The 24214-nt window shown below is 59.4% G+C and carries 17 protein-coding genes and 3 pseudogenes; 4 read left to right on the top strand and 16 right to left on the bottom strand.

Features of this window, described 5'->3' with window-relative positions:
- Window positions 1–82 precede the first annotated feature (82 nt).
- From BIND_RS12565 to BIND_RS12545, 5 genes and pseudogenes are all read right to left on the bottom strand, one after another.
- Complete coding sequence (locus BIND_RS12565; protein WP_244395880.1) at window positions 83–1570, bottom strand: sugar porter family MFS transporter; 1488 nt, start codon at window positions 1568–1570, stop codon at window positions 83–85.
- A gap of 121 nt (window positions 1571–1691) precedes the next feature.
- Window positions 1692–2400 (bottom strand): annotated as a pseudogene (locus BIND_RS12560) (L-iditol 2-dehydrogenase).
- A 24-nt stretch (window positions 2401–2424) separates the two neighbouring features.
- Window positions 2425–3126, bottom strand: a complete 702-nt coding sequence (locus BIND_RS12555) for an HAD family hydrolase (RefSeq protein ID WP_012385445.1) — start codon at window positions 3124–3126, stop codon at window positions 2425–2427.
- Window positions 3123–4004, bottom strand: a pseudogene (locus tag BIND_RS12550) (class II D-tagatose-bisphosphate aldolase non-catalytic subunit); the annotation flags it as partial. The gene BIND_RS12555 and the pseudogene BIND_RS12550, both read right to left, overlap by 4 nt.
- Window positions 3950–4999, bottom strand: coding sequence for a tagatose kinase (locus BIND_RS12545; protein WP_012385443.1), 1050 nt, complete (start codon window positions 4997–4999; stop codon window positions 3950–3952). The gene BIND_RS12545 and the pseudogene BIND_RS12550, both read right to left, overlap by 55 nt.
- Before the next feature lie 168 nt (window positions 5000–5167).
- On the opposite strand from BIND_RS12545, the gene BIND_RS12540 reads away from it, so the two are divergent.
- Complete coding sequence (locus BIND_RS12540) at window positions 5168–6181, top strand: LacI family DNA-binding transcriptional regulator (protein WP_012385442.1); 1014 nt, start codon at window positions 5168–5170, stop codon at window positions 6179–6181.
- Window positions 6182–6236: 55 nt separating this feature from the next.
- On the opposite strand, the gene BIND_RS12535 is transcribed toward BIND_RS12540, so the two are convergent.
- The 9 genes from BIND_RS12535 to BIND_RS12495 form a co-directional block, all read right to left on the bottom strand.
- Window positions 6237–7301, bottom strand: a complete 1065-nt coding sequence (locus BIND_RS12535; RefSeq protein WP_012385441.1) for a tyrosine-type recombinase/integrase — start codon at window positions 7299–7301, stop codon at window positions 6237–6239.
- Between the two features lie 98 nt (window positions 7302–7399).
- The gene (locus BIND_RS12530) at window positions 7400–7933 is read right to left on the bottom strand and encodes an NADH-quinone oxidoreductase subunit B family protein (RefSeq protein WP_012385440.1); all 534 of its coding nucleotides are present in this window, start codon (window positions 7931–7933) and stop codon (window positions 7400–7402) included.
- 11 nt (window positions 7934–7944) lie between these two features.
- On the bottom strand, window positions 7945–9468 hold the full coding sequence (locus tag BIND_RS12525) for a hydrogenase large subunit (protein ID WP_041778079.1): 1524 nt from the start codon (window positions 9466–9468) through the stop codon (window positions 7945–7947).
- A gap of 17 nt (window positions 9469–9485) precedes the next feature.
- Window positions 9486–10931, bottom strand: coding sequence for a hydrogenase 4 subunit F (locus BIND_RS12520; protein ID WP_012385438.1), 1446 nt, complete (start codon window positions 10929–10931; stop codon window positions 9486–9488).
- Window positions 10928–11590, bottom strand: a complete 663-nt coding sequence (locus BIND_RS12515; protein WP_012385437.1) for a hydrogenase-4 component E — start codon at window positions 11588–11590, stop codon at window positions 10928–10930. Before BIND_RS12515 ends, BIND_RS12520 begins: the two co-directional genes overlap by 4 nt.
- Window positions 11591–12547, bottom strand: a complete 957-nt coding sequence (locus tag BIND_RS12510) for a respiratory chain complex I subunit 1 family protein (protein WP_012385436.1) — start codon at window positions 12545–12547, stop codon at window positions 11591–11593.
- The gene (gene hyfB / locus BIND_RS12505; protein ID WP_012385435.1) at window positions 12538–14547 is read right to left on the bottom strand and encodes a hydrogenase 4 subunit B; all 2010 of its coding nucleotides are present in this window, start codon (window positions 14545–14547) and stop codon (window positions 12538–12540) included. The genes BIND_RS12510 and hyfB overlap by 10 nt, the downstream gene beginning before the upstream one ends.
- A gap of 5 nt (window positions 14548–14552) precedes the next feature.
- Entirely contained in the window at window positions 14553–14864 is a 312-nt protein-coding gene (locus BIND_RS12500; RefSeq protein ID WP_012385434.1) for a helix-turn-helix domain-containing protein, read from the bottom strand.
- A gap of 281 nt (window positions 14865–15145) precedes the next feature.
- Entirely contained in the window at window positions 15146–16405 is a 1260-nt protein-coding gene (locus BIND_RS12495; protein ID WP_012385433.1) for a TDT family transporter, read from the bottom strand.
- 155 nt (window positions 16406–16560) lie between these two features.
- Between BIND_RS12495 and BIND_RS12490 the strand changes: the two genes are divergently transcribed.
- Window positions 16561–17466: a LysR family transcriptional regulator gene (locus BIND_RS12490; RefSeq protein WP_012385432.1), complete on the top strand. Its 906-nt coding sequence runs from the start codon at window positions 16561–16563 to the stop codon at window positions 17464–17466.
- A gap of 107 nt (window positions 17467–17573) precedes the next feature.
- Here the strand turns inward: BIND_RS12490 and BIND_RS12485 are convergent, their stop codons facing one another.
- Entirely contained in the window at window positions 17574–20942 is a 3369-nt protein-coding gene (locus BIND_RS12485; RefSeq protein WP_012385431.1) for a transglutaminase family protein, read from the bottom strand.
- A gap of 428 nt (window positions 20943–21370) precedes the next feature.
- Between BIND_RS12485 and BIND_RS12480 the strand changes: the two genes are divergently transcribed.
- Window positions 21371–22312, top strand: coding sequence for a transglutaminase family protein (locus tag BIND_RS12480; RefSeq protein WP_012385430.1), 942 nt, complete (start codon window positions 21371–21373; stop codon window positions 22310–22312).
- Between the two features lie 151 nt (window positions 22313–22463).
- On the opposite strand, the pseudogene BIND_RS20630 reads toward BIND_RS12480, so the two are convergent.
- Window positions 22464–22684 (bottom strand): annotated as a pseudogene (locus tag BIND_RS20630) (transposase); the annotation flags it as partial.
- Window positions 22685–23245: 561 nt separating this feature from the next.
- On the opposite strand from BIND_RS20630, the gene BIND_RS12475 reads away from it, so the two are divergent.
- Window positions 23246–23839, top strand: coding sequence for a hypothetical protein (locus BIND_RS12475; RefSeq protein ID WP_012385429.1), 594 nt, complete (start codon window positions 23246–23248; stop codon window positions 23837–23839).
- The last annotated feature ends 375 nt before the right edge of the window (window positions 23840–24214 follow it).

The following is a 24214-nucleotide window of genomic DNA, read 5'->3' as shown; positions in this document are numbered from 1 at the left end:
GTGTGATCCTGATCCAATGACCATCATGGACAATAGAAAGCTGCACCGATGGCCTCGGTGCAGATCGTCCTATTCGCAATCCTCATTCAACCACCTTCAAAGGAGCAACACCAGGCTCGGGTTTGGTTATGAACATCGGCTCGCTGTTGGCGGCAATTCGTAACACCGAAGAGCTGGTGCGGCTTGGTTTAAAGCGTCCCTCACGCAGAGCACCCTCAATGTCTTCAAGGGATGCACCTGCGGTTTCCGGCACGAAGAAATAGACGAACACAAGCGACGCGAGATTGACTGCGGCATAGATCCACATTGTAGCGCCGAGTCCGACGGCGTTGACGACGGACAGCGCGGTTCCGGTGACGAGGAGGTTGCTTCCCCACAGCATGGCCGCGTGGAGCGCTGTCGCTGGTCCACGCATCGCCAGAGGGAACATCTCCGAGCCGAGCAGCCAGCCGCAGATCTGAATGCCGGCGGAGTTGAACATCATGAAGAGGAGAAGAAAGACGACTGTGAGGGTTGCCTCCCAGCCTTCATGTCGGCCGAAAGCGAACATAATGCCGAGGCCGATGAGGCTGATGACCGAACCGGGAATCATGATCAGCATGAGGCGCCGGCGCCCGATCCGGTCGACGAAGAGGCATCCCAGAAAGGTCACCAAGGCGTAGACCAGCGCGACCCCCACGCTGGCGAGCAAAGCGGAGTTCCGGCCGAAGCCTGCATCCGCCAAGAATGTCGGCGAATAATAGATCATCATCTCTAGCCCGCCGCATTGCGTAAAGAATGCCACGCCCAGCGCCGCGATCAATGCGGGGCGAACCCAAGGTTTGCAAATGCCCTTCCAGCCAGCATCCTCCTGAGCCGCGGCATTAGAAACATCATAAATCTGGTTCAATTCATCGCGAATCTCTGCGTGTGACGTCCGGATCGACTGGAGGATTTTGGCGGCTTCGCCCAGGCGTCGGCGTTCGGCAATCCAACGTGGGCTGCTGGGCATGAACAGCATGACGAAGAAAACGATGGCTGCGGGGACCGCTGCCACAGCCACCATCTCTCGCCAGGTCCAGCTGTCGCGCAACCCATAGCCAACCAGGTTCGCGATGACGATCCCGATGCCGATGGCGACGTTGAACATCGTAACGAGCTGGCCGCGCCGTTCTGGAGGGGCGAGCTCTGAAATATACATGGGGACCACCTGAGTCGATCCGCCGACAGCAAATCCCAGGAAGAGCCGGGCAGCAATCAATGATCCGACCTTCGGAGCGAGAGCGCATGCGCCGGCGCCGACTGCGAACAAACCGGCCACGATTAGCACGGTCGCCTTGCGGCCGTAACGTTCAGAGAACCAGCTGGTGATCAGAGCACCAAGCACGGCGCCAGCAAGGATAGACGCTGCGACGGTTTCCTGCATCTGGTGCGAGAGGTCGAACTCCCGGGTCATGGAGAACAACGCACCGGAGATGATCCCGGTATCGTAGCCGTAGAGCCCTCCGCACACAGCAGCCGTAAGTCCGGCAACCATCAATATGCGATCTGCGAAAGGATTGGGCTTTGAAGCGGAAACCGCTTCATCCACACCCGGACGGGAAGATCCTCCGCCGCGCGTCTCACTGATCATCTGTATTCCTCCCAATGGTTTTTGTTCAAGAGCTTCGGCACCAACTGTTATCGGTGCCGACGCATGGCGATATTGCGCGTCAACTCATCCAGTTGCCGCCGTCGACGTTGAAGGTTTGAGCCACGATGTAGTCGGAATCGGATGACGCGAGGAAAACCACGACACCGCGAAAATCGTCAGGTTGGCCCATGCGGCCAGCGGGCACGGCAAGGCCCACCTGCCGCTTCTTCTCACCAAGGGCGAGATGCTCATATTTGGCGAAGGCGGCATCGACCTCGTCCCACATCGGCGTGTCCACTACGCCAGGGGCAATACCGTTGACGTTGATGCCATGTTTGATGAGGTTGAGGCCGGCTGACTGTGTGAGGCTAATGACCGCGGCCTTCGTGGCACAATAAAGTCCCACGAGCGCTTCACCGCGCCGACCGGCCTGCGATGCCATATTGATGATCTTGCCGCCATGTCCCTGCGCGATCATCTGTTGCGGCCGCCTGGACGCAGAACAGCAGGCCCTTGACGTTGATCGAGAACAGCCTGTCGAAATTCTGCTCGGTGATTTCCATGATTGGAGCCAGATCGAAAACGGTGGCATTGTTGACGATGATGTCGAGCCGTCCAAACTGGTTGACGACCTTTTCCACCATGGCATCAACGGACGCCCGGTCACCGACGTCGACGTGCACGGCGAGCGCGGACTCGCCGATCTCCTTGGCAAGCGCCACAGCGTGATCGATGGAGATATCCGCCACCGCGACGCGCGCGCCTTCCGCCGCTAGTGCGCGCACCATCGCGGCGCCAATCCCCTGGGCTGATCACCTATGGCGCGAACAGATTTCGTCCAAATGGAAGAGCAGATCGGCCGGGTCATCGTAGACCCGCAGCGCGCCAGCGCGCTCAAGCTCCTCGCTGCCATAGCCGCCGGAGAGGAAGCCGACGCCCAGCGCCCGGCAGCGGGTTGCGGCCAGCATGTCCCACACGCTGTAGCCGACGACGATCGTTTGCTGAATGGGAATCTGAAGCCGGCGAGCCGCTTCTACGAAGAGATCTGGATCGGGCTTGGCGTAACGCACCTGGTCGCGTGTAACGACGATCGCGCTTTTGGGATCCACACCCAGCGTCGCCAGATTGATCGAGGCGGTTTCGAGCCGGCCGCTCGTCGCGATTGCCCAGCGCACACCAAGCTCGTCAAGCGCCGCGATGATCTCCCGAGCACCGGGAAGTGGGCGAACGCTCGCCCCCAGATCGTGATAGGCGGCGGCATGAGCCGCCTGAAGCCGTTCGACGGCATCCGGGCCGAGGTCGCGTTTGACCTCGCGGAGGAGTTGATCCATGAACAGGCCGCCGCTCATCCCGATCCGGCGATGAATTCGCCAGACCGAAAGAGGGATCTGTTCTGCCTCGAGCGCGGTCTTCCACGCCAGGACGTGTTGGTACACGCTGTCGACCAGCGTGCCGTCGAGATCGAAAAGGAAGGCCGTCCGAAAGCCGTCGTCGGCTGGAAGATCGTTCATCATGCTGCCTGCCTCGCTGCAAGGGCGTAAGGCCGTAGGGCGTGGCGGATCGCAGCGATGCACAGCGCCTTCGGGCGAGCAGGAAGCTTGCCCGCCGCGACGGCGGGATAGAGCAGCGCGAGATACTGGCTTATCAGTGTTTCGGGGATATCGACGCCGTCGAGCCGTGCGAAGAGGCGCTGCACTGCCGCCTGTGCTTCGGGCTTCGTCCAATAATAACGGATACGGTCGCTGTAGCTGTAATGGCGCTGGACAAAAAGCTGCCGCTCGGACCCATGGTAGTAATTGGCCCAGTTTGGGGGATCGGCCACCATGATCCGTTCCATGGCGGTATGAAGGCTCTCGCCGTCCAGCACCGGGTTCAGGATGTCAGCAATTTGGTCGAGGCCATAGAGTGCTTCCCGGAGCGCGAAGGTCACGCCGGGGCCGACCTTCAGAATGGCGAAACCATCCTCAACGAGCTGCCAGAGGGCTTCCGGTGGCTGATAATCGGTCGAATGGGCTTCGAAGACGATTTTGTTGATCTGATCGAGCACGGCGCTCAGATCGTGAGCTTTGGCCCGATCATAGACGACGACATTGGCATTGCCGAACTCGACGCCGGGCTGGACGACGGCCGCGACGACGCGCTGGAAAGCATTGTCGAGTTGCCGGGCCCTGAACGCAGCGCGATGCACCTCGACCGTGTCGAGAGCCGCCTTCGGCTTGGTGACCTCAAGCCCATCGATCTCCTCGAGGGTGCCGCCGGGGATCGGCACTTCGGTTCCGATGACATAGACCGGCCGCTCATAGCCGGAGCCGTCAGCGGCATGCTCGGCCACGGCTGCTAATTCCGCGGCCCGCTCCGCCGTGTGTTCATCATCGAGAGCCACAGGTTCGCCCCAAGAGCGTCGACGGAGAGAAAGGTTTCGAGCTCCGCCAGGGTCGAATTGCCCTCCATCGGCCCGCGCATCATGACGGCACGGGCTCCGCTCGCATTGGCGAACCGCAGGCACTGCTCAGGTGGTAAGCCTAACAGCCAGCAGGCGACGAATGTCCCACCGAAGCTGTCGCCTGCTCCTGTCGGATCGACCTCGTTGACGGGCATGGGCGCTACGCGACAGGTTCTCTCACGGTCGTGATAGGTGGCGCCCGCCGCTCCTTGTTTCACAACGACGGATCTGATCCCGGCGCCGAGCAACTCCGCTATGGCGCCATCGTCTGTATGCGCACGGGTCAACAGAGTCAGTTCTTCACCACTTGGGAGGAATAGATCGGTTTGCGCGAGCACGCGTGCGAGGGCGTCACGCATTCCAGGAACGTCGAGCATTTCCTTCCTCCCGTTGGGATCGAAGGAAACGGTGCCGCCTCTCGCCTTGATTTCGGTAATGGCGTCCTCGACAAGACTCACCACGGCGGGCGAGAAGAGCGATGAACCCATGACGTGGATATGGCCTGCACTCGCGATGACCGCTGAGGCTGCGGCATCACGCCGGATGGTTGAACAGGCTGATCCGACGATGTTGAAGACGAAGTCCCGCTCTCCGGTGCTGCGGTAACGCACGAAAGCGCTTCCCGTGGCCAGACGGTTGTCGATCCTGATAGCGGAAATATCGACACCGTCAGAGCGCAGACGATCGATGCTGAGCCATCCAAAATCATCATTCCCGACGGCACTGATAATGGCGCAGGGCAGGCCGATTTTTGCGACCTGATCGATGAAGATGGCAGGCGCTCCAGACGGGTAGGGTCCGATCAGTCGCAGGGGAGATCGGAAGCCCTCCCCGACATCGACCGCCATGATTTCTGCGACGATCTCGCCGATGGTGATCACTGGCTTCACGACGCGTAACTGCGCAGCGCCGTGATCGTCGAGCAGGTCAAGGAAATGCGCCATTCATTCTCCTCCCCAGGGCCATCTTGCGCGGCTTTCCGCATTCATTGTACGGCATCTATAGGGTTGTGACGCTACGGGAGTAAATAAATAAATTTACTCGAGTAAAATTTAATAAACTTGCGTCAAGATGCAATCGAAGCCACATTTGGAGGTCGTGGAAGGAGAAAGATGGCTAAAATCAGAAGTATGGAAGAATTTGCAGCGGCCAGCGGTATCTCGCGGCCAACGCTGTCAAAATATTTCAGCGATCCCTCAAGCGTGCGAAAGTCGACGCGACAGCGGATCGAAACAGCGCTTGTTGAACACGAATATCGTCCGAATATCTTTGCGATCAGTCAGAACCGGAAGCGACCGATGAACGTCGGCATTCTGATTCCGCATCTGACAGATCCTTACTTCGCCGAACTCGTGCGCCACATCGAAGCTCGATGCGCATCCATGGGCTTCTGGGCCATCATATTGAGTTCTCATGGTGATCCGGATCTGGAGGAAAGGGCCCTTCGTACGCTTCTTTCGCTCAAGCTGGCTGGCGCGATTGTCGCGCCGCTCGGCACCCGTTCCAACTGCGACACCTTCAAGGCTTTGTGCAAAGAACTTCCGATTGTTTTTCTCGACAGCCGGATCGACCTTGAGGTGCCTTTTGTTGGCACGGACAACCGCGCCAGTATCGAACTCCTCGTCGAATACCTTGTGCGCACCGGCGAGCCACCCTGTTTCCTCGACATGCCCCACGTCAACCAAAACGCGCTGGAAAGGCGCCAAGCGTTCGAAGAGGCGGCTCGAAAGGCGAAGTTTGAGCCGCATGTCATTCCCGCGCGGACATTGGACTGGAACTTCGAGCAGATCGGATTCGATGTCGTTACAGCCTATCTCCGCGGCTCAGGTCTGCCGTCCAGAACATTGCTTTGCGCGAATGATCGGCTTGCTTTCGGCGCGCTCGCGGCGGCGTACAAGAGTGGTTTGAAGGTTGGTCGAGAAGACAATGCAGATCTGCGAATTGCCGGCCATGATGATCATCCGCTTAGCCGCTTCGCGTGTCCATCGTTGACGACCATCGCCCAGGATTATGAGGGACTGGCAAGCTCTGCGTTCGATATCTTGGTCGGTCGTCTCGATGGCGAGGAAAATATGCCGACTTCGGAATTGCTTTCGAGCCGGTTGGTGATGCGTGATTCCGCCTGACGGAGCGTTGGCTCTCAGCGCCTCCGCCTGTGCCGGAGTCTGTTCTTCCTCTACCCTACAGCCCTGCCGCCTTGGTGAGATTGATGCGGAAGCGGTCGCGGCGGCGCTGGTAGCGGCGGGTCATTTCGGCGCTGGCATGGCCGAGCTGCTTTTGCACATGGCGCTCCTCGATCTCCGCTGAGGTGGCAAGGCCGGCGCGCAGGGAATGCCCTGCGAATTTCCGCTCCCGCTCGGCTTCTGAAAGATCACCGCGCACGCCGGCCGCCAGAGCCGTCCGCTTGACGAGATCGGCGACATGGCGGTCGCAAAGCCGGTTGACCCCTACGTCCTTGCCTTGGCCGGTCACGCGGCGGAAGAGGGGGCCGTGGCCGATGCGGGCGAGCTTCAGCCAGGTTTCGAGGGCATGAACCGGGCAGGTGAGGGGGCTGGAGCCGCGGCCGATCACCACCTCCCGCCAGCCCGTCTTGCCCTTGACGGTCACCACTAGGCCTTCGGTCAAAATCTCGATCCAGCCCGTGCCATCACCCGTTTGCTTGTCGGCGCAGTCGAGGCCGACGATCTCGGAACGGCGCAAACCGCCGGCAAAACCAACGAGGAGAATGGCCCGATCGCGCACGCCGCGCAGGTCCCCCATATCCAGCACAGCCAACATGGCCTTGAGATCGTCAGGCAGGAGGGCTTCCTTCTGCATGGCCGGGCGGCCCTGGGTGCGGCGGATGCCGGCCATTACCTCGGCGATGTGGCGATCGGTGCGATCCAGATGTTCGCCGCGTTGGGCACAATTCCAGGCGAGCGCCGAGAGGCGGCGTTCGATCGTCGGCACCGAGGCGGGCTTGTGAAACCCCTCTCCTGAGGCGCAGGCGGCGAGATAGAGGCCGATCATCTGCGGATGGGCAGGCAGAGCTGCAAAGCCCTGGCGGCGGCACCAGGAAGTATAGTGGCGCCAGTCGGTGGCATAAGCGCGCTGCGTGTTTTCGCTGCGGGCGGCCTTGGCATAGGCGCGGGCCTGATGGGCCAAGCCATCCACATGAGCGGGCAGAGCTGAGGGATCAGGCAGAGCCACTGTTTCCTTGTCCGCTTTCCCGCCGTTTGAAGAGGGCACGGGTGTCTCTGATGTCATGGCGCGTTTTGCCCCAGAAGCCGATGCGACCATTTTCTTACGGCTGATAAAGGCTCAATCCATTGCTCTTTGCACCGGAGCCCTGCGTACCGACTGTATCACCGAACTTGGCCGGAGGGGCCGGTATTTTTCGTTATAAGAGCGAGAAGGCCTTTCAACAGATCGGTGGGGGTTGGCGGGCAGCCGGGAATATAGAGGTCAACCGCGATCACGGCGGAGACCCCTCCCTTCTGGCAAGCGTAACTTTCCGCAAATACGCCCTCACCCAAAGCACATGTTCCAGCGGCCACAACCCATTTGGGGTTTGGGGTTGCGTCATAGGTCCGCAGCAATGCCTCACGCATATTATGTGTCACGGGTCCTGTGACCAAAAGGACATCGGCATGACGGGGGGACGCCACGAAACGCAGCCCGAAACGCTCGAGATCATAGAACGCATTGCCGAGGGCATTAATCTCGAGTTCGCACCCATTGCAGGAGCCGGCATCAACTTCGCGGATCGCAAGACTGCGTCCGAGCCGGCTCCGCGCGAGATGGTCAAGTTCGGCGGCGAGCGCCGCGATTTCCCCATCCGTCGGCCCAGCTTCCGTGAGCGGCGGTTTGGCGAGGCCTTGAAAAAGCAGCTTGCGCATCGGCGGAAAGCCTAAAGATCGTGCCCCGAATAGGAGCAATTGAACGATTTATTGCAGAGTGGGAAATCGGCGACGATATTGCCCTTGATGGCCGCTTCGAGCAGAGGCCATTGGAACCAGGATGGATCACGCAAATGGCAGCGCTCAATGGATCCTTCTCCACTGAGCCGGACGGACACGAGCACATCGCCACGGAATCCTTCTACGAGGGCAAGGCCTTCGCGCCTTTCGCCGGCACCGCCGACCTCAGTGCGGAGGAGGCCATCGGCAGGGAGACGATCGAGGATCTGATCGATGAGAGACAGACTCTGTTCCACTTCGCGGATGCGTATCCATACACGCGCATTGACGTCACCCTCATTGAGCACAGGCACATCGAAGGTGAGCGTGTCATAGGGTGGATAAGCGAGATGACGACGCGTATCGAAGGCACGGCCGGAGGCACGCCCGATATAGCCGCCAGCGCCGAACTGGCGGGCCAGTGATGGAGGAACGATGCCGGTGCCGACGGTGCGGTCTTGCAGGGAAGCGGTTTCATCATAGAGTTCGACCAGCGCCGGAAAGACGCCACGGATCGTCGCAAGCAGATGACGAATATCTGATACACCAGCCGGAGCGAGATCGACACTGACGCCGCCGGGGATGATACAGTCCATCATCAGGCGATGGCCGAAGGCCTTGGCCGCAACCCGAAGCACGCGCTCGCGCAAGACACCGCAATGGGCGAGCATTAGCGCAAAGGCGGCATCGTTACAGATGGCGCCTATGTCGCCGAGATGGTTGGCAAGCCGTTCAAGCTCGGCCATCAAAGCGCGGAGATAGATCGCGCGGGCGGATATTTCGATGCCAAGCGCGGCCTCCACCGCGAGGGCGAAGGCATAAGCATAGGCGACCGTGCTGTCACCCGAGGTGCGTCCGGCCAGCCGAGCCGCCTGATCGAGCGAAGCGCCCGCCATCAGGGATTCGATCCCCTTATGGGTATAGCCAAGCCGTTCCTCAAGCCGGACGACCGTTTCACCCGCAGCGTTGAAACGGAAATGGCCGGGCTCGATAATGCCGGCATGGACCGGCCCGACTGGGATCTGATGGACGCCGTCGCCTTCCGCGACGAGGAAGGGATAGGCAGCAGGCTCGCTCGCGCGCGCACTCGGACCGGAGGCGGCGAGTGGGTGGCCAATGTCCCAACGTCCATGGTCAAGCCATGGCCTCTCATCCGGCAGGCCCATGGGGTCCAGGCCGAAAAGATCATGGATGGCGCGCTCGGGCCGGATCGCCGGTGCGTGCAGGCGTCCGACGGAGGGAAACCGACCATCGGCACACATGAATGTGGTGACGACCGGCTCATTCGCGCCATCTTCGAGCATCGCCATATGAACCGCCTGGGCATCACCCCAAAGGCCGAGGAGAACAGCCTGTCCTCCGGCAAGCGCGGTGGCGACGGTGAGCCAAGTTTCTTCATCGACCACGATCCGCGCGAAGGGCCGGTGCATCGTGATCCTTTGGCCTTGAACAAAGATTGCAGCATATGTCGGCATGGCTCATGTGTTCCTTCTCAGCCGAGCAGACTCGCGACATGCTGGAACCAGGTGACCAGCGAAGGCGGCAGATAGATGCCTGCTACCAGCACCAGCGCGACATGAGCGGCCAGCGGCCCATAGGAGGCTTCAACCGGCGCGCTTCCTCCTTCCGGTTCACCGAAGGCAAGACTATGCAAGTGGAGCATGAGCGCACCAAAAGCGATGAGAAGCCCCGCGACGAAAACGAGCGCGAGCAGTGGCGCGCGGGCGAAGGTGGAACTCACCACGAGGAACTCGCTCATGAAGACGCCGAAGGGCGGTAGGCCGGCTATGGCGATGACGCCAAGGACGAGGCTCCAGCCCAGAGCTGGATGCGTGACGGTCAGGCCCTTGATGCCGGCGAGTTTCTGCGTGCCTTTGACCTGCGCGATATGGCCGACGGTGAAGAAGATCGCCGATTTCGTCAGGCTATGCATCGTCATGTGCAAAAGGCCGGCGAAATTGGCGATCGGCCCGCCCATGCCAAAAGCGAAGACGATGATCCCCATATGTTCGATGGAGGAATAGGCGAAGAGTCTTTTGATATCGCCCCGGCGATAGAGCATGAACCCCGCAAACAGCAAAGAGGCGAGCCCCATCCCTGCCATCAAGGGACCGGGCGCGATGGCCGCCGGATTGGCCGCGATCAGGAGCTTGAAGCGCAGCACCGCATAAAGCGCGACATTGAGGAGAAGGCCGGACAGCACGGCGGAAATGGGCGTTGGACCCTCGGCATGGGCATCGGGGAGCCAGGCATGGAGCGGCACGAGGCCGACCTTGGTGCCATAGCCGAGCAGGAGAAAGACGAAAGCGACGTCGAGCAGCGCCGGATCGAAGGCGGAGGCATGCCGGATCAGGACCGTCCAGGCCATGCCGTCGAGCCCTTCTCCGACGATTGGCTGCGCGGCCATATAGATGAGAATGGTGCCGAACAAGGCGAGCGCGATGCCGACACCGCCAAGGATGAAATATTTCCAGGCCGCCTCGATCGCCTCATGGGTGCGGTAGAGTCCGACCATCAGAACCGTGGTAAGCGTCGCCATTTCGATAGCAACCCACATGAGGCCGGTATTATTGGCGACAAGTGCGAGATTCATGGCGAAGAGCAACGCCTGATACATGGCGTGATAGAAACGCAATTGTGTCGGCGCGAGGCGACCGATTTCAATCTCATGGGCAATGTAGCTGGCGCTGAAAAGGCTCGTCGTGAAACCGACGAATGTATTCAGGACGATGAAGACGATATTGAGATCATCAATCAGCAGATAAGGAGTGGGCGCTGGCGTGACGAATAGGAGAGAGAGTGCGGAAAGAAGCGTCAGAAAGGACGAGGCTGCATTGATCCGGGCCGACAGGCGATAGTCCGGAAGGAGCGCGAGAACGAAGGCCGTGGCGGCGGGCAGAATGAGGCTCAAGGTGACGGCATTGACGATGGGCCTCATGTCCGCTCTCCCCGGAAATTGTCGAGCGCGCGGCTGTCGACCGTGTCGAAACGCTCGCGAATGCGGAACAGGAAGATGCCGATGATGATAAAGGCGACCAGGACCGAGAAAGCGATGCTGATCTCGACCACGAGTGGCATCCCCTTGGCGCCCGTTCCCGCGAGAATGAGACCGTTTTCGATCGACATGAAGCCGACAACCTGACTGACGGCATTGCGCCGCGTCACCATCATCAAAAGGCCCAACAAGACGACGGACAGCGCGAAGGCGAGATCCTCACGTGCTAGCGGATCGGCGCCCGGCGTCGCGCGCAGCATCACCACCATGGACAAAGCGACGAGCCCGATGCCGGCGAGCATGGTCGATCCGATGCCGCCGACTGTTTCGACTTCCCGATGAATGCCGAGGCGGGCGACGATGCGATGGAGCGCGCCGGGAATGACGATGGCCTTCAGGATGAGGGCGATCGCGGCGGTGATATAGAGATGGGGCGCCTGTTGCACAAAAGCCTGCCAGGCGACGGAGAGAACGAGGACGAAGGCCTGCAGGGCAAAGACGTTGAGAAGGGCGTAAAGGCGGTCCTGATAGAGGAGCATGAAGCTGACCAGGACGAGGCCGCCGGCGAAGAGATGCGCAATATCGAAGGACAGGCTGTGCATCTAAAGGCTCCGCGAGACGAACAGCAGCAATGTGCCGAGAAGGCCGAGCATGAGAGCGGCACCGAGAAACTCCGGCACGCGGAAGACCCGCATTTTGGCGACGGTGGTCTCGAAAAAGGCGAGGAGGAAACCGCCAGCGGCGAGTTTGAGCCCATAGGCCCCAACACCAACCAGCCGGGTACTGACGTCGGCTCCCGGTGGCGACAGGCCCCAGGGGAGGAAAACGCAGCCGATCAATGAAACATAAAGAAGGAGTTTCAGGGAAGCCGCGAGTTCGATCAAAGCGAGGTGCCGGCCGGAATATTCGAGCAGCATGGCCTCATGCACCATAGTGAGTTCGAGATGCGTCGCGGGATTGTCGATCGGGATCCGTCCATTCTCGGCGACCGCCACCATCACGAGCGCGATGAGGGCGAGTCCCAAGGAAACACGCAGACCCACGGGCGATGTCAGCATGAAACCGGCAAGGCTCGACAATTGGGTTGAGCCTGCGAGAAGCGCGAGCGTGAAGACGATCATGATCATCGCCGGTTCGGCAAGCGTCGCGATCATCACCTCTCGGCTCGAGCCGATGCCGCCGAAACTCGTGCCGACATCCATGCCAGCCAAGGCCAGGAAGAAACGCGTGCTGCCGAGGAGGGCTGTGACGGCGATGAGATCGGCAGACCAACTGAACAGAAGTCCGGTGGCAAAGGTTGGGACGAGAGCCGCGGCCACCCAGGTCGCGGAAAAGATCAGATAGGGAATGGCGCGAAAAAGCCAGGAGGCATTTTCCGCCAGCACCACTTCCTTGCGCATGAGCCGCCAAAGATCGCGGTAAGGCTGGAGGATCGAAGGCCCACGGCGGCGCAAAAGGCGCGCCTTGACTTTGCGAACGAACCCTGTGAGCGCTGGCGCGAGGCAAAGAACCAGAAGCATCTGTATGCCCTGGATGGCAAGATCTGCGATTACGGCCATAGAGCCAGGACCATGAGCAGGGTTACAAGGGCGAAAAAGACGAAACCGAGATAATGGCGGATGGTGAGAAACTGCAGCCGGTCGAGCTGCCGCGCCACGAAGGAAACAGCGTTCGTTATGGGCGTGTAGAGGGCTTCCCAGGCAGGATCATGCAGCGTGACGATGATCCGCGCCGGGGCGAGATTGCCGGGCTCTGGCATTTCGACCTGTTCGCGCGCGCGGAAGACGGGTGTTCCGAAAACACGGCGGATCGGCTGGGCGAAACTTTCCGCGCTATATTGTGTCGCCGGGCTCGGATCAGGAAAGCCACAATCCCAGATCGGTGCGCGCCGCGTGGCGCGTGAGGCAAAGCGATGGATGATGAAGGCCGCGAGCGCGGCTGAAACGGCGCTGAAAATAAAGACGAGAAGACCATTATAGGAGCTGCGGCTTTCAGCGACGGGCACGATCGACAGCCATTGAATCTGACCCTGAACCGGCATTCTGGCCTTGATCAGGCTGTAAACGGATGGCGCGATGCTATCGATGATGAAACCCGGTAAAATCCCCGCCAGCAGGCAGAGGCTGGCGAGCACAGCCATGGCGCTTTGAGACCAAAGATCAACCTCACGCGCTTGTTGCGCAGCCGGTGTGCGCGGCCGGCCAAGGAAGACAATGCCGAAGACCCGCACAAAACAGGCGGCCGCAAGTGCCGCCGACAAAGCGAGGAGCGCACCGACCGCCGGCACGAGCAGCCTCAGCCCCCATTGTGGGAGCTGCGGGCTGAGCAGGATCGCCTGAAAGGCCAGCCATTCGGAGACAAAACCGTTCAAGGGTGGCAATGCGGAAATGGCCGCGCAAGCGACAAGAACCAGAATGCTTGTGACAGGCATAGGGTTGATGAGCCCGCCGAGATGATCCATCCGGCGAAGTCCTGTCGAGACGAGCACGGCGCCCGCTCCGAAGAACAGAACGCTTTTGAACAGCGCATGATTGAGGACGTGAAAGAGGCCAGCGGTCAGGGCGAGCGCGCCGGCCGCGTGCAGCCCATTGGCTTCGAAAGTGAGGGCGAGGCCAAGAGTGACGAAGATAATGCCGATATTCTCGATTGTGCTATAGGCGAGCACGCGCTTGAGATCATCCTGCATCATGGCATAGAGGACACCAAGCACGGCGCTTCCCCCGCTCATGACCAGCACCGGCACGCTCCACCACCAGTCTGGTGGTCCGAGCAGATCGAAGGCGATGCGGATGAAAGCGTAGACGGCAACCTTGGTCATGACACCGCTCATCAGGGCGGAGACGTGACTTGGCGCGGCCGGATGAGCAAGCGGCAGCCAGACATGCAGTGGCACCAAGCCGGCCTTTGAGCCCGTGCCGAGGAGGGCAAGCACCAGGACAGTACCAGCCTGGAGCTGTGACAGGTGATGGGTACGAATCGCGGTAAAAGCATAGAAGCCATCCGGTCCCGCAAGCAGACCGAAGGCCAGCAGCAACACCAGCGTGCCGAAACTCGCCATGATGAGATAGACAAGGCCCGCGCGCGCATTCTCCCTCTCGCCATGATGCGCCATGACGAGCGCCCAGGAGGAGAGCGACATGAACTCCCAGGAGAAGAGGAAGGTGAAGGCGTCATCAGCCATCACGACGAGATTCATGCCCGCCAGAAAGGCCGGGAAAAACGGCAATACACGGCTCGGCTCGTGTTCGTGCCGCCCATAGCCGATTCCGTAGAGGCTCGCGGCGGCACCGCCAAGATTGACGACGGCAAGGAAAAAGCCTGCGAGGGGATCGATGCGAAAATGGGCGCCGATCCAGGGGAGACCGAGGGGCAGCACAACCTCTGTTCCCGCCGCGCCCGTGAGAAGGCTGATGATCCCTCCGGCCAGGGCCAGCAGCGATATCATCAAGCAACCACCATAGATGGCCGGCGTGCTATTCCGGGTTTGCCCGATGAGGACGGCCAGCACCGCTATGCTCAGGAAAATGCCCACGCACAAAAGGGTGAAGGTGGCCGCCATGACGCCTATCTCTCCTGAGCAGGAAGATCTGGCTTGCCGGATGTTTGTGTATTGAGCTCCAGCATTGCCGCAGGCTCCTTGAGCCGCACACCTCGCCCACCAGCAAGGCTCGAAACATTCTCGCCAATGAGCTCGATGCCAGCCGTGTCGAGAGCGCTCACGAGCTTCATCAAGGAATCCACCGTGCCGCGGATCACATCTTCACTGGCCTCCATCCGCTGGATCGTCGGCAGCGAAAGGTTGGACAGTTCGGCCAATCGACGTTGGTCGATCCCAAGGAGCGCACGCGCCGCGCGCAGCTGTCCTGCCGTGATCATGCAGAGGCCATCGGGTCATGTTCCAAGAGTGGAGATCTAATAATAGAGGGTGTTTTCTTATTGTTCAACACCTATTAATGATGTTTAAAACATCATCATCGGCTGGATAGAAGCGCAACGGCGGGGTTGGACAGGTGGCCCCGCATGGCGTGGATCTTGGTGGCAGGGCCATGAGGGTCCAGCGGCCTGAGGGAGCGGCTTCGCGCGGGCCATGATCAGCGTGTGATGTATGCGGCGCATCCATTGCGATCGCTCAAAGTCACGATCGCAATCCAGTATCGTTACACGGCATCCGTTTCAAAGCGGTCCGGGGCAATGCTAAGGGTGAGGCAGGGCGCGACGAAAAGAACACCATTCCAGGCTCCACGCGCGGTGCGTGCCGCAACGATGATCCAGAAGAGGGCGAGCATGATGACGAATGCTCCACCGCATAATGAGAACAGCGCCAGATGCGTTGTGCGTGCGAGGTTGAGCGTTGCAAGGGAATAGACACCGAGCGGGAAGGTGAATCCCCACCAGCCCATGTTGAAGGGCATGCCTTCACGCAGATAATGCGCGGTTTTCAGCATGGCGAGTAAAAGCCACCAGAGGCCATAACCCCACAGAATCGTGCCGCCGATAATGCCCAAACCATAAGCGATCTCGCCGATACCGGGCAGACCGGCGGCACTGAAGACATGGGGAGCATCGCCCCCGAGTAACAGGAGCCCAAGGGACCCCGTGCCGATCGGCCCCAGCGCCAGCCAGCCAGAGGCTGCCATATCCTTCCCCGGCAATTTGTGGAGCATAAGGCGCAGGACGAGGATCACCAAAATGCTCATCGCCAAGGGCACCGAATAGGCCCAAAGCGCATAGCTCACCATGATAATCTGGAAAGCCTCGGGGTCACTCAGATACGGCGCCAAAAGGCCGCCGCTTGATGCGGCGACTCCCGCAGCCACGATCGGCAACAGCCAGATGGCCGTCATCTTCTCCATACTGTGGTCCTGGCGCGTGAACATCAGAAATGGGATGATACTGCCACACAGGACCGCCATGAACGCACTGGCCCACCATAGGATATGGGCGATCGACACAGCGGCTTGACCCCAGAGCGGGATACCAAAGGCCAGAAAGCCATTGACGATGGTGAGAAGCCCCATCGGGATCGCGCCAAAGAACATCGAAGTGACCGAATGGCGGAAAATCAGCCGCGCCTCATGGAAGAAAAAGATCCAGCGCGCTGCGTAGAGGAAGCTGAACAGGACGAACAGACCGATGTTCAGGAGCCAGAGCGCCATCCCGATCTGATGCAGGCCGAAAATGGCGATCGGAAACTGGTTGAGCGCCAGCGCGAGAACACCGGTTCCCATCGTCACTGTGAACCAGTTCGGAGTGAATTGGCGCACAATGCCACGCGGGTTGACTGCGGCCGGTGCTCGCGGTGCCGCAAGCGCGGACGGAAAAGGCAGAGGCATCAAATCGGCAATCATCGTCAAGGATGGTGAAGCGGCCGTGCTCGAAGGATCCTGCGAAGAAAGATGTCGCGTTGCGCTGGCCATGATGAAGCTCCATTCCGAACCGGTGGCAGACGTTCCCGTCTGGACGGGTCCGGCCTTAAGCTGGCCCGAAGCGATTAATCTTTCTAATAGATATTTTAGTTATAAATGATCATATAATCAGATTGATTTGCGAGCTCATAGTCGATGACCCTAAAATGACCCTGGAACAACTTCGGATTTTCGTGGCGGTCGCCGAGCGGCAGCATGTCACGGCGGCCGCGCGCGCGCTCAATCTGGCCCAATCCGCAGCCAGCCATGCGATCGCAACGCTAGAAACCCAGTATGATATCAAATTGTTCGATCGTGTGGGGCGGCGGATCGAACTCACGGAAGCCGGCACATTATTCCTTGCCGAGGCTCGTGCCGTGCTGGCGCGAGCGGATGCGGCTGAACTCGCCCTGAGCGAATTCGGGAGTTTGAAACGGGGAACACTCACGCTTCAGGCCAGCCAAACCATCGCTAGCTATTGGCTTCCCCGCCATCTGGTCGCCTTCCGCCAAGCCTATCCGCAAATCCGTATCCAGCTTGCCATTGGCAATACAGCGCAGGTCGCCGATGCCGTCGCCAACGGGACGGCTGAACTCGGCTTCGTGGAAGGGGTTGTGGACAAAGAGCCTTTCGCCAGCTGGCCCGTCGCGCGGGACCAACTGATCCTGGTTGTTGGGCCGAACCACCCATGGGTCGGGCACGCGCCTCTGACATCTGCGGATCTGAGGGACAGCGAATGGGTGCTTCGCGAGCCTGGATCGGGCACGAGATCCGTCTTTGAAGAGGCTTTATCTCGTCTCGGTATCGAACCGAAAGAACTGCGCATCCAGCTGGAATTGCCATCCAACGAGGCCGTGCGTGCGGCGGTGGAAGCGGGCATGGGCGCAACAGCCCTTTCTGCCTCGGTTGCCGTGCCAAGCCTTGAGGCTGGTTTGCTGCACGCCGTGGACTTCCGTCTTCCGGAACGTGAATTTCACGTCCTGCGCCATCGGGAACGCTATGGGAGCCGCGCCGCGGATGCGCTGCTGGCCATGGTCGCACGATCACCGACAGGCAAGGGTCAGCGGAATTGAAGACAACATCCGATCATAGGGTTCGCCTTGGGGTTCATTGAGGTCGTCTCTGTACGAGGCTCGAAGAGCCTCGTACAAGCATGGCAATCGGATTGAGCGAAACGCCTTCAGATCGTGCCCTCGGGAGGGCGGCGTAAATCGAGCGTCAGAGGGAAATCGGCGGAGCGTTGTTCCATGGGCACAGTGATGTGTCCAGGCGTATGTCCGTGATCTTGAAAGCGTGCGAGGCGACGGGCTTCCGCCTCGTAGCTGTTCACGGGGAACGTATCGTAATTCCGGCCGCCGGGATGCGCGACATGATAGACGCAGCCGCCAAGTGATCGGCCGTTCCAGGTATCGACAAGATCGAAGGTCAAAGGCGCATGCACCGGGATTGTCGGATGCAGACCGGTGGCTGGTTGCCAAGCCTTGAACCGCACACCGGCGACTGCTTCCTCGGCGGTTCCAGTCCCTGTCATGGGCATACGACGGCCGTTGCAGGCGACGACGTGACGCCCTTCGACGAAACCATTGACCTTAACCTGCAAACGTTCAACCGAGGAATCGACATAGCGGACCGTGCCGCCCGTGGCACCGTGTTCGCCGGTGACATTCCAAGGTTCGAGCGCCTGGCGCACTTCAAGCGTCACGCCGCCATGTTCGACCGCGCCATAGAAGGGAAACCGGAATTCGCGTTGCGCCTCGAACCAGACCGGATCGAAGTCATAGCCAACACGCCGGAGATCGGCGAGAACGCCGAGAAAATCCTCCCAGATGAAATGCGGCAGCATGAATCGATCATGCAGTGTCGTCCCCCAGCGCACCAGGGCGCCTTGCTGCGGTTCGCGCCAGAACCAGGCGACAAGGGCGCGCAATAATAATTGCTGCGCGAGACTCATGCGCGCATCCGGCGGCATTTCGAACGACCGGAATTCAAGAAGCCCAAGGCGTCCGGTCGGACCGTCTGGCGAAAAGAGCTTGTCGATGCAGATTTCCGAGCGATGCGTATTGCCTGTCACGTCAACCAGGAGGTCGCGGAACAAGCGATCGACGAGCCATAGAGGTGCTGGCTGGTCGGGGCCCGGCACATTCGCCAAGGCGATTTCGAGTTCGTAGAGATGATCGTGACGGGCTTCGTCGACACGCGGCGCCTGGCTGGTCGGACCGATGAAAAGACCCGAAAAGAGATAGGACAGAGAGGGGTGTCTCTGCCAATAGAGCACCAGGCTTTTCAAAAGGTCTGCTCGCCGGAGGAACGGCGAATCGGCAGGGGTCTTGCCGCCCAGAACGACGTGGTTGCCGCCGCCGGTCCCAGTGTGGCGCCCGTCGGTCATGAATTTATCGGCACCAAGCCGCACCTGACGAGCGTCCTCGTAAAGACCTTTCGTCGTTTCGACAGCGGCGCGCCAACTCGCGGCGGGCTGCACATTGACCTCGATAACGCCCGGGTCCGGCGTGACCTTGATCATATCGATGCGCGGATCGAAGGGCGGCGGATAGCCTTCGATATGGACAGGTACGCCGCTCGCCTCGGCTGCGGCTTCGACAGAGGCGAGAAGTTCGAGATAATCCTCCAAAGTCTCGACCGGCGGCATGAACACGCAGAGGACACCATCGCGCGGTTCGACGGAAAGCGCTGTCCGCACGGCGCCTTCGACTATCTCTTGCTCAATGCGATCCTGCTGCGCGGTCGCTGCCGCCGGGCCACGCTCGAAATGCTGCAAGAACTCATGCGGGTCCGGCAAGGGCCTGCGTTCTTCGAGAGGATCCTGCTCGATGATGAAAGGATAGGCAGATGGCGGAACCCATGGCAGCGATGATAAAGGCAGCCGATAGCCGACCGGCGAATCGCCGGGGACGAGAAACAGCTTCTCGCGCCGCAATTTCCACTTTTCGCTGATCCAGCGTGCGCGTGTTGCCACGCTTGCTTGGGCATTCCAACGCTGCACTGGCAGCACATAGCCGGAGGGTTTCGTCAAGCCGCGCCCGAAGGTACGGATCATGCGATTGCGCTCTTCCGCATCCTCGATCTTCGGATCGAGCGGATCGGTATTTTCGGGCAGATTGCCTTCCTTGACGAGCCAAGCGGCGGGATCTTCATAAGCCGGCAAAACGTAATCGGTGTCGATCCCAAGCCGATGGGCGATGCCTGTCGCAAGGTCCAGGGCCTGCGCCCGCTGCGTCGCTGCCCGTTCGCCTGTTTCCGGCTTTTCGGGTTCAACGGCCTTCGGCGCTGAGAGAGATTGTTTTCCGACCTCGGCGATGAGGGCGGAGTTTTTCCAGATGGGCTTGCCGTCCTTACGCCAGTAAAGCGAGAAGCCCCAGCGCGGAAGGCTCTCGCCCGGATACCATTTGCCCTGACCGTAATGCAGCATGCCGCCCGGCGCGAAACGGGTCCGCAACCGGCGGATCAATTGATCCGCAAAGGCACGTTTCGTTGGCCCGACAGCCGCCGTGTTCCACTCTTCCGACTCGAAATCGTCAATCGATACAAAGGTCGGCTCGCCGCCCATCGTCAGGCGGACATCCTGCGCGACGAGATCGGCATCGACCTTTTCGCCGAGGGCGTCGAGCTTCTCCCAGGCAAGATCAGAGAAGGGCATCGTGATCCGGGGCGCCTCGGCGACACGGGTCACCTGCATATCGAAATGAAAATCGACATTGGCCGGCTCAACGATGCCTGTAATGGGCGCGGCGGAATGATAATGCGGCGTGGCGGCGACCGGCAGATGGCCCTCACCGCAAAACAGACCCGAGGTGGCATCCATCCCGATCCAGCCGGCTCCGGGGAGATAGACTTCCGCCCAGGCATGCAAATCCGTGAAATCGTGCTGCGTGCCCTTCGGTCCGTCGACCGGCTCGATATCGGCCCGCAATTGGATCAGGTAGCCCGAGACGAAACGCGCCGCGAGACCAAGATGGCGCAGCATCTGGACCAGCAGCCAGGCTGAGTCACGGCATGAGCCCGAACGCAGCTCCAAAGTCTCCTCGGGCGTCTGAACGCCTGGCTCCATCCGGATCACATAGCGGATCGCCTGTTGCAGCTTGGCATTGAGGTCGACGAGGAAAGTGACGATGTGAATCGGCTCTTTGGGCAGGTTCTCGATATAGGCGGCAAGACGGGCCCCAAGCGGTTCCGTACCGAGATAGGGCGAAAGCTCCGCCGCAAGCGTCGGCTCATAGGCGAAAGGAAATTGCTCGGCATAAGGCTCGATGAAGAAATCGAACGGATTGATGACCGCGAGGTCCGCGGTCAGATCGACCTCGATTTTCAATTCCGTCACTTTTTCCGGAAAGACGAACCGGGCCTGCCAATTGCCGTGCGGGTCCTGTTGCCAGTTCACGAAATGGTTCGCTGGCTGCACCTTGAGCGAATAGCCCAAAATTTTGGTCCGGCAGTGCGGCGCGGGGCGCAAGCGTATGATCTGCGGGCCAAGCGCGACCGGCCGATCATATTTATAGTGGGTGATGTGATGGATGTTGGCGGATATGCTCAAAAACAATAATCCCAAATGCTGCGGCCGTTCCTGTCGGGCTGACGGTGCACCCCAAGATTATGAGCCCGAACGGCTGTCGAAATATAGTGACGATGAATGGCAAGAGAAGATGACGCCCGGGAATTCCGGGGCGTTGTTTTCGGCAAAGGCTCTTTCAGACTAACGTGCCCATCGTGCGCTGATCAACTTATTGCAGACAGACCCAGCAAAACAGTCTTGGCAAGACAGGCCCGCCCAAAAGGGTTTGCTCGCAAGGCAGGGATTGAGAGGATCCGGTCGAACCTCCTGCCACGAAGCGAAAGTGCCTAAGAAATCATGCGTGTTTTGGTCAATTTGAAGGCGCCTCGCGGGACCTGAGCGATAGGCGTCCGTTTTGCTATCCTCTGGCGTGAATCCTGCTTGATCGAGAGTCAAACCATGGGGTTACGATGGCGGCTCTCACTATACGTCACACGACCAGCTTCACCTATAGACGGCCAGTGGCATTCGGTACGCACCACGTTATGGTTCGCCCACGCGACAGTGCTGATCAAAGCGTGCTCGAGGCGAACCTTCATATCTCGCCCGCCCCGTCTCAAATCCAATGGGCGAAGGATTCCTTTGGAAATCACGTCGCATCGGTCCAATTTCGCGGCAAGGCTGAACGATTGCGCTTTGAGAGCATTGTTCACGTCGAGCATGTGACGGAAGATTTCGCCGAACTCGAACCCGGCGTCAGGGATGCGCTCCCGCTCTCCTATACGGCCGGGGAGCGGGCCAAGCTGGATGTCTTCCTCCAATCCCAATATGCCGATGCGGACGGAGCTCTCTCGCACTGGGTAGGGCACTTTCTCGCTGAGCAAAGGCCAGCGGGTCTTCAAGACCTCCTTATCAAAATGACCGCCGCGATCAAGACTGGTTTCACTTATGCGGCTCGGGAAGCCAAAGGCATCCAGACGCCGGCGCAAACGCTTGCGCTGCGGAGCGGTAGTTGCCGCGACTTTGCCGTGCTTATGATTGAAGCCCTCAAAACGCTTGGCGTTGCTGCCCGCTTCGTCTCTGGCTATGTCCATGTCCGGTATGATCCGAACGAGCGCCGCAGCGCCGGTTCGACCCATGCTTGGCTTCAGGCCTATGTGCCCGGCCGTGGCTGGGTTGACTTTGATCCGACGAATGGCATTACGGGCAATCGTGATCTCATCCGCGTCGCGGTCGTCCACGACCCGCACGATGCGGTGCCTCTCCATGGCACCTGGATTGGCGAGTCCACGGATGCCATCGGCATGGACGTCGAAGTGAGCGTTACGCCCACCGAGCGACAGGTTTTTGCCGAAGCGGACAACTATTCCCATCAGCCCATGCGGGAGTCCGCTTTGCTGATGACGGCATAGCGCGAGGCCGTTAGGGAGAACGAAAGACGCGGCCCTGACCGGCTGGAAGCCTACACAGGATAAGAAGATATCGGGAGTCATCGAAGGGCTTTTTTGGCCTGAACACGGCATCGAGCGTATTCGTGACTATTAGAGCATTTTCGGAATTGGATCATGCATATCCAGCGTGTTTGAAGAAGTTTACGCATTGATTTGGGTGAAGGCATTAAGGAATGCACCGATTCTGTCCCAGAGGGCTGGAATAGTGCGTTCCCCAGCTTTTCTGAGCAGCGCCTTGAACTTTGAAAAGGCTATTTCGATCGGATTGAGATCTGGCGAGTAGGGTGGCAGATAGACGAACTTGGTACTAGCCGCCTCGATCGTCTCGCGTATGCCAGCGACCTTGGACCCGACCCGCGAACTCCCATACGGGCCCGCGGCACGTTATGGCCGCAACAAGGCCGGACACATGCCAGCACCCGATCCGCACGCCATCCGCTCCCGAAAATTTAGCTTGCCGCAACGGGGGCGTCCACACATATCCATGATGACGATATCGCCTTTAGCTAGCGTGGGGGCGAGGCTTTGACTCAGATAGGTCAATGCCGCCGTTATGGGGGGCGCTCAACCGAGTGATAGCCTTTCACAGCAGGCTTCAGGCCGCTCTTTCATCTTTGTGGGCGGCAATGAGCGTCCTACAAAGCTGCCGGGTTGCACTAGTCACCGGAACTGGCGCCCGCGATGGCCATGAATGTCGATCGTCGCTACCCTGACGGTCGTTTTCTTGCCAACACCTGACTGTTATTTGGATGACTGAAGAGGGTGAAGTCCGATCATGATCCGTAGCAGACAGAGCCAGGTTCGAGGTATATAGGGCCTTAAATCGTATCAAGGAGTTTGAGTAATGTGTAATTACTATTGAATGATAAAATTTAATGAAAGGAATAGGCGATAATGAAAATTGATTTGTCAGACTCTGACAGTAAATTAATTCAGCATCTTGTGCGGGAGGATTGGGCGAGTTTTGATAAGCATGCAGGGCGGACTCGCGATTTCTTTGGCAAAGAGCATGATATTAATTGGTACATGGCGATATCCCTGCCATTTCCTGCCGAGTGGCCTCCTCAGGGACCGTTTGCATCAACTTATTATTTGTATGCTGAATATCAAGAATGTCTCCTACACGGTCCGAATTTATCGCGTTCGGCTCCCTGGGCCAAAGTGGTTCTGAAAGAAGGAGAGCTTGCGAGTAAAATGCTGTTGGCGACTGCTATCGGGCCGGTCGTTAATAGAGAAATAAGCGTTCCAATCAGCCGAAGCCAGGCCGACCGAAAGATACAGATCATCAAAGACGGACAAGCAGAACTGCCTAACTTCATACGCTGGACAAGCATTCCTGACCGTCAGCGCGAGGTAAAAGTCATCAGGGAATACTATTGTCAGTGGGCGCTTAGCAATCGGACAGCCGATCTAATTAAGGATAATCACCAGGCGTTCTTCGAATGGCTTTCTTGCCCTTCGCGAACGAGTATCCCAGTTCTTCCATAGTTTGCTTCCATCGATTGCACGCCTATGGCCGATGGACACGAAAAGACTCTAACGGGGACGCCGGGTTGGAGCAGTCGCTGCCGATGCACCTGCACAACCGCAACGCCTGCTTTGCCTGTGCCTGAAAACAGGCCATTCTCTTTAGGCCCAATTCGGTCTTTTTCGATCAAAAGGTACAAGGGATGTGACGGTAGTTTTTCGACCATATCGGTAGACGTATTCCGAAGTTGGATACGAGGAATCGCCCGATTGATGCCGATAGTCCCTGAAAGCGAGGAGTTCTCCGAGCAGCGAAATTTTTCTTTAAAATCAAAAGCCCTGCGCCTCTGGCGGTTTGACCGACGGAAGTTTTCTGCGCGAAGAAGTTTCGCACAG

Source organism: Beijerinckia indica subsp. indica ATCC 9039, assembly GCF_000019845.1.
GTDB classification, from domain to species: domain Bacteria; phylum Pseudomonadota; class Alphaproteobacteria; order Rhizobiales; family Beijerinckiaceae; genus Beijerinckia; species Beijerinckia indica.
This window is presented reverse-complemented; position numbering and strand designations above follow the sequence as displayed.

What these genes read in the sequence shown, in the direction of transcription:
- BIND_RS12475 (WP_012385429.1), top strand. Translation starts at nt 23,246, where the DNA reads ATGAAAATTGATTTGTCAGACTCTGACAGTAAATTAATTCAGCATCTT.
- BIND_RS12520 (WP_012385438.1), bottom strand. Translation starts at nt 10,931, where the DNA reads ATGAGGCCCATCGTCAATGCCGTCACCTTGAGCCTCATTCTGCCCGCC.
- BIND_RS12515 (WP_012385437.1), bottom strand. Translation starts at nt 11,590, where the DNA reads ATGCACAGCCTGTCCTTCGATATTGCGCATCTCTTCGCCGGCGGCCTC.
- hyfB (WP_012385435.1), bottom strand. Translation starts at nt 14,547, where the DNA reads ATGGCGGCCACCTTCACCCTTTTGTGCGTGGGCATTTTCCTGAGCATA.
- BIND_RS12510 (WP_012385436.1), bottom strand. Translation starts at nt 12,547, where the DNA reads ATGGCCGTAATCGCAGATCTTGCCATCCAGGGCATACAGATGCTTCTG.
- BIND_RS12540 (WP_012385442.1), top strand. Translation starts at nt 5,168, where the DNA reads ATGGCTAAAATCAGAAGTATGGAAGAATTTGCAGCGGCCAGCGGTATC.
- BIND_RS12490 (WP_012385432.1), top strand. Translation starts at nt 16,561, where the DNA reads ATGACCCTGGAACAACTTCGGATTTTCGTGGCGGTCGCCGAGCGGCAG.
- BIND_RS12530 (WP_012385440.1), bottom strand. Translation starts at nt 7,933, where the DNA reads ATGCGCAAGCTGCTTTTTCAAGGCCTCGCCAAACCGCCGCTCACGGAA.
- BIND_RS12500 (WP_012385434.1), bottom strand. Translation starts at nt 14,864, where the DNA reads ATGATCACGGCAGGACAGCTGCGCGCGGCGCGTGCGCTCCTTGGGATC.
- BIND_RS12555 (WP_012385445.1), bottom strand. Translation starts at nt 3,126, where the DNA reads ATGATGAACGATCTTCCAGCCGACGACGGCTTTCGGACGGCCTTCCTT.
- BIND_RS12495 (WP_012385433.1), bottom strand. Translation starts at nt 16,405, where the DNA reads ATGGCCAGCGCAACGCGACATCTTTCTTCGCAGGATCCTTCGAGCACG.
- BIND_RS12535 (WP_012385441.1), bottom strand. Translation starts at nt 7,301, where the DNA reads ATGACATCAGAGACACCCGTGCCCTCTTCAAACGGCGGGAAAGCGGAC.
- BIND_RS12480 (WP_012385430.1), top strand. Translation starts at nt 21,371, where the DNA reads ATGGCGGCTCTCACTATACGTCACACGACCAGCTTCACCTATAGACGG.
- BIND_RS12525 (WP_041778079.1), bottom strand. Translation starts at nt 9,468, where the DNA reads ATGCCGACATATGCTGCAATCTTTGTTCAAGGCCAAAGGATCACGATG.
- BIND_RS12545 (WP_012385443.1), bottom strand. Translation starts at nt 4,999, where the DNA reads ATGGCGCATTTCCTTGACCTGCTCGACGATCACGGCGCTGCGCAGTTA.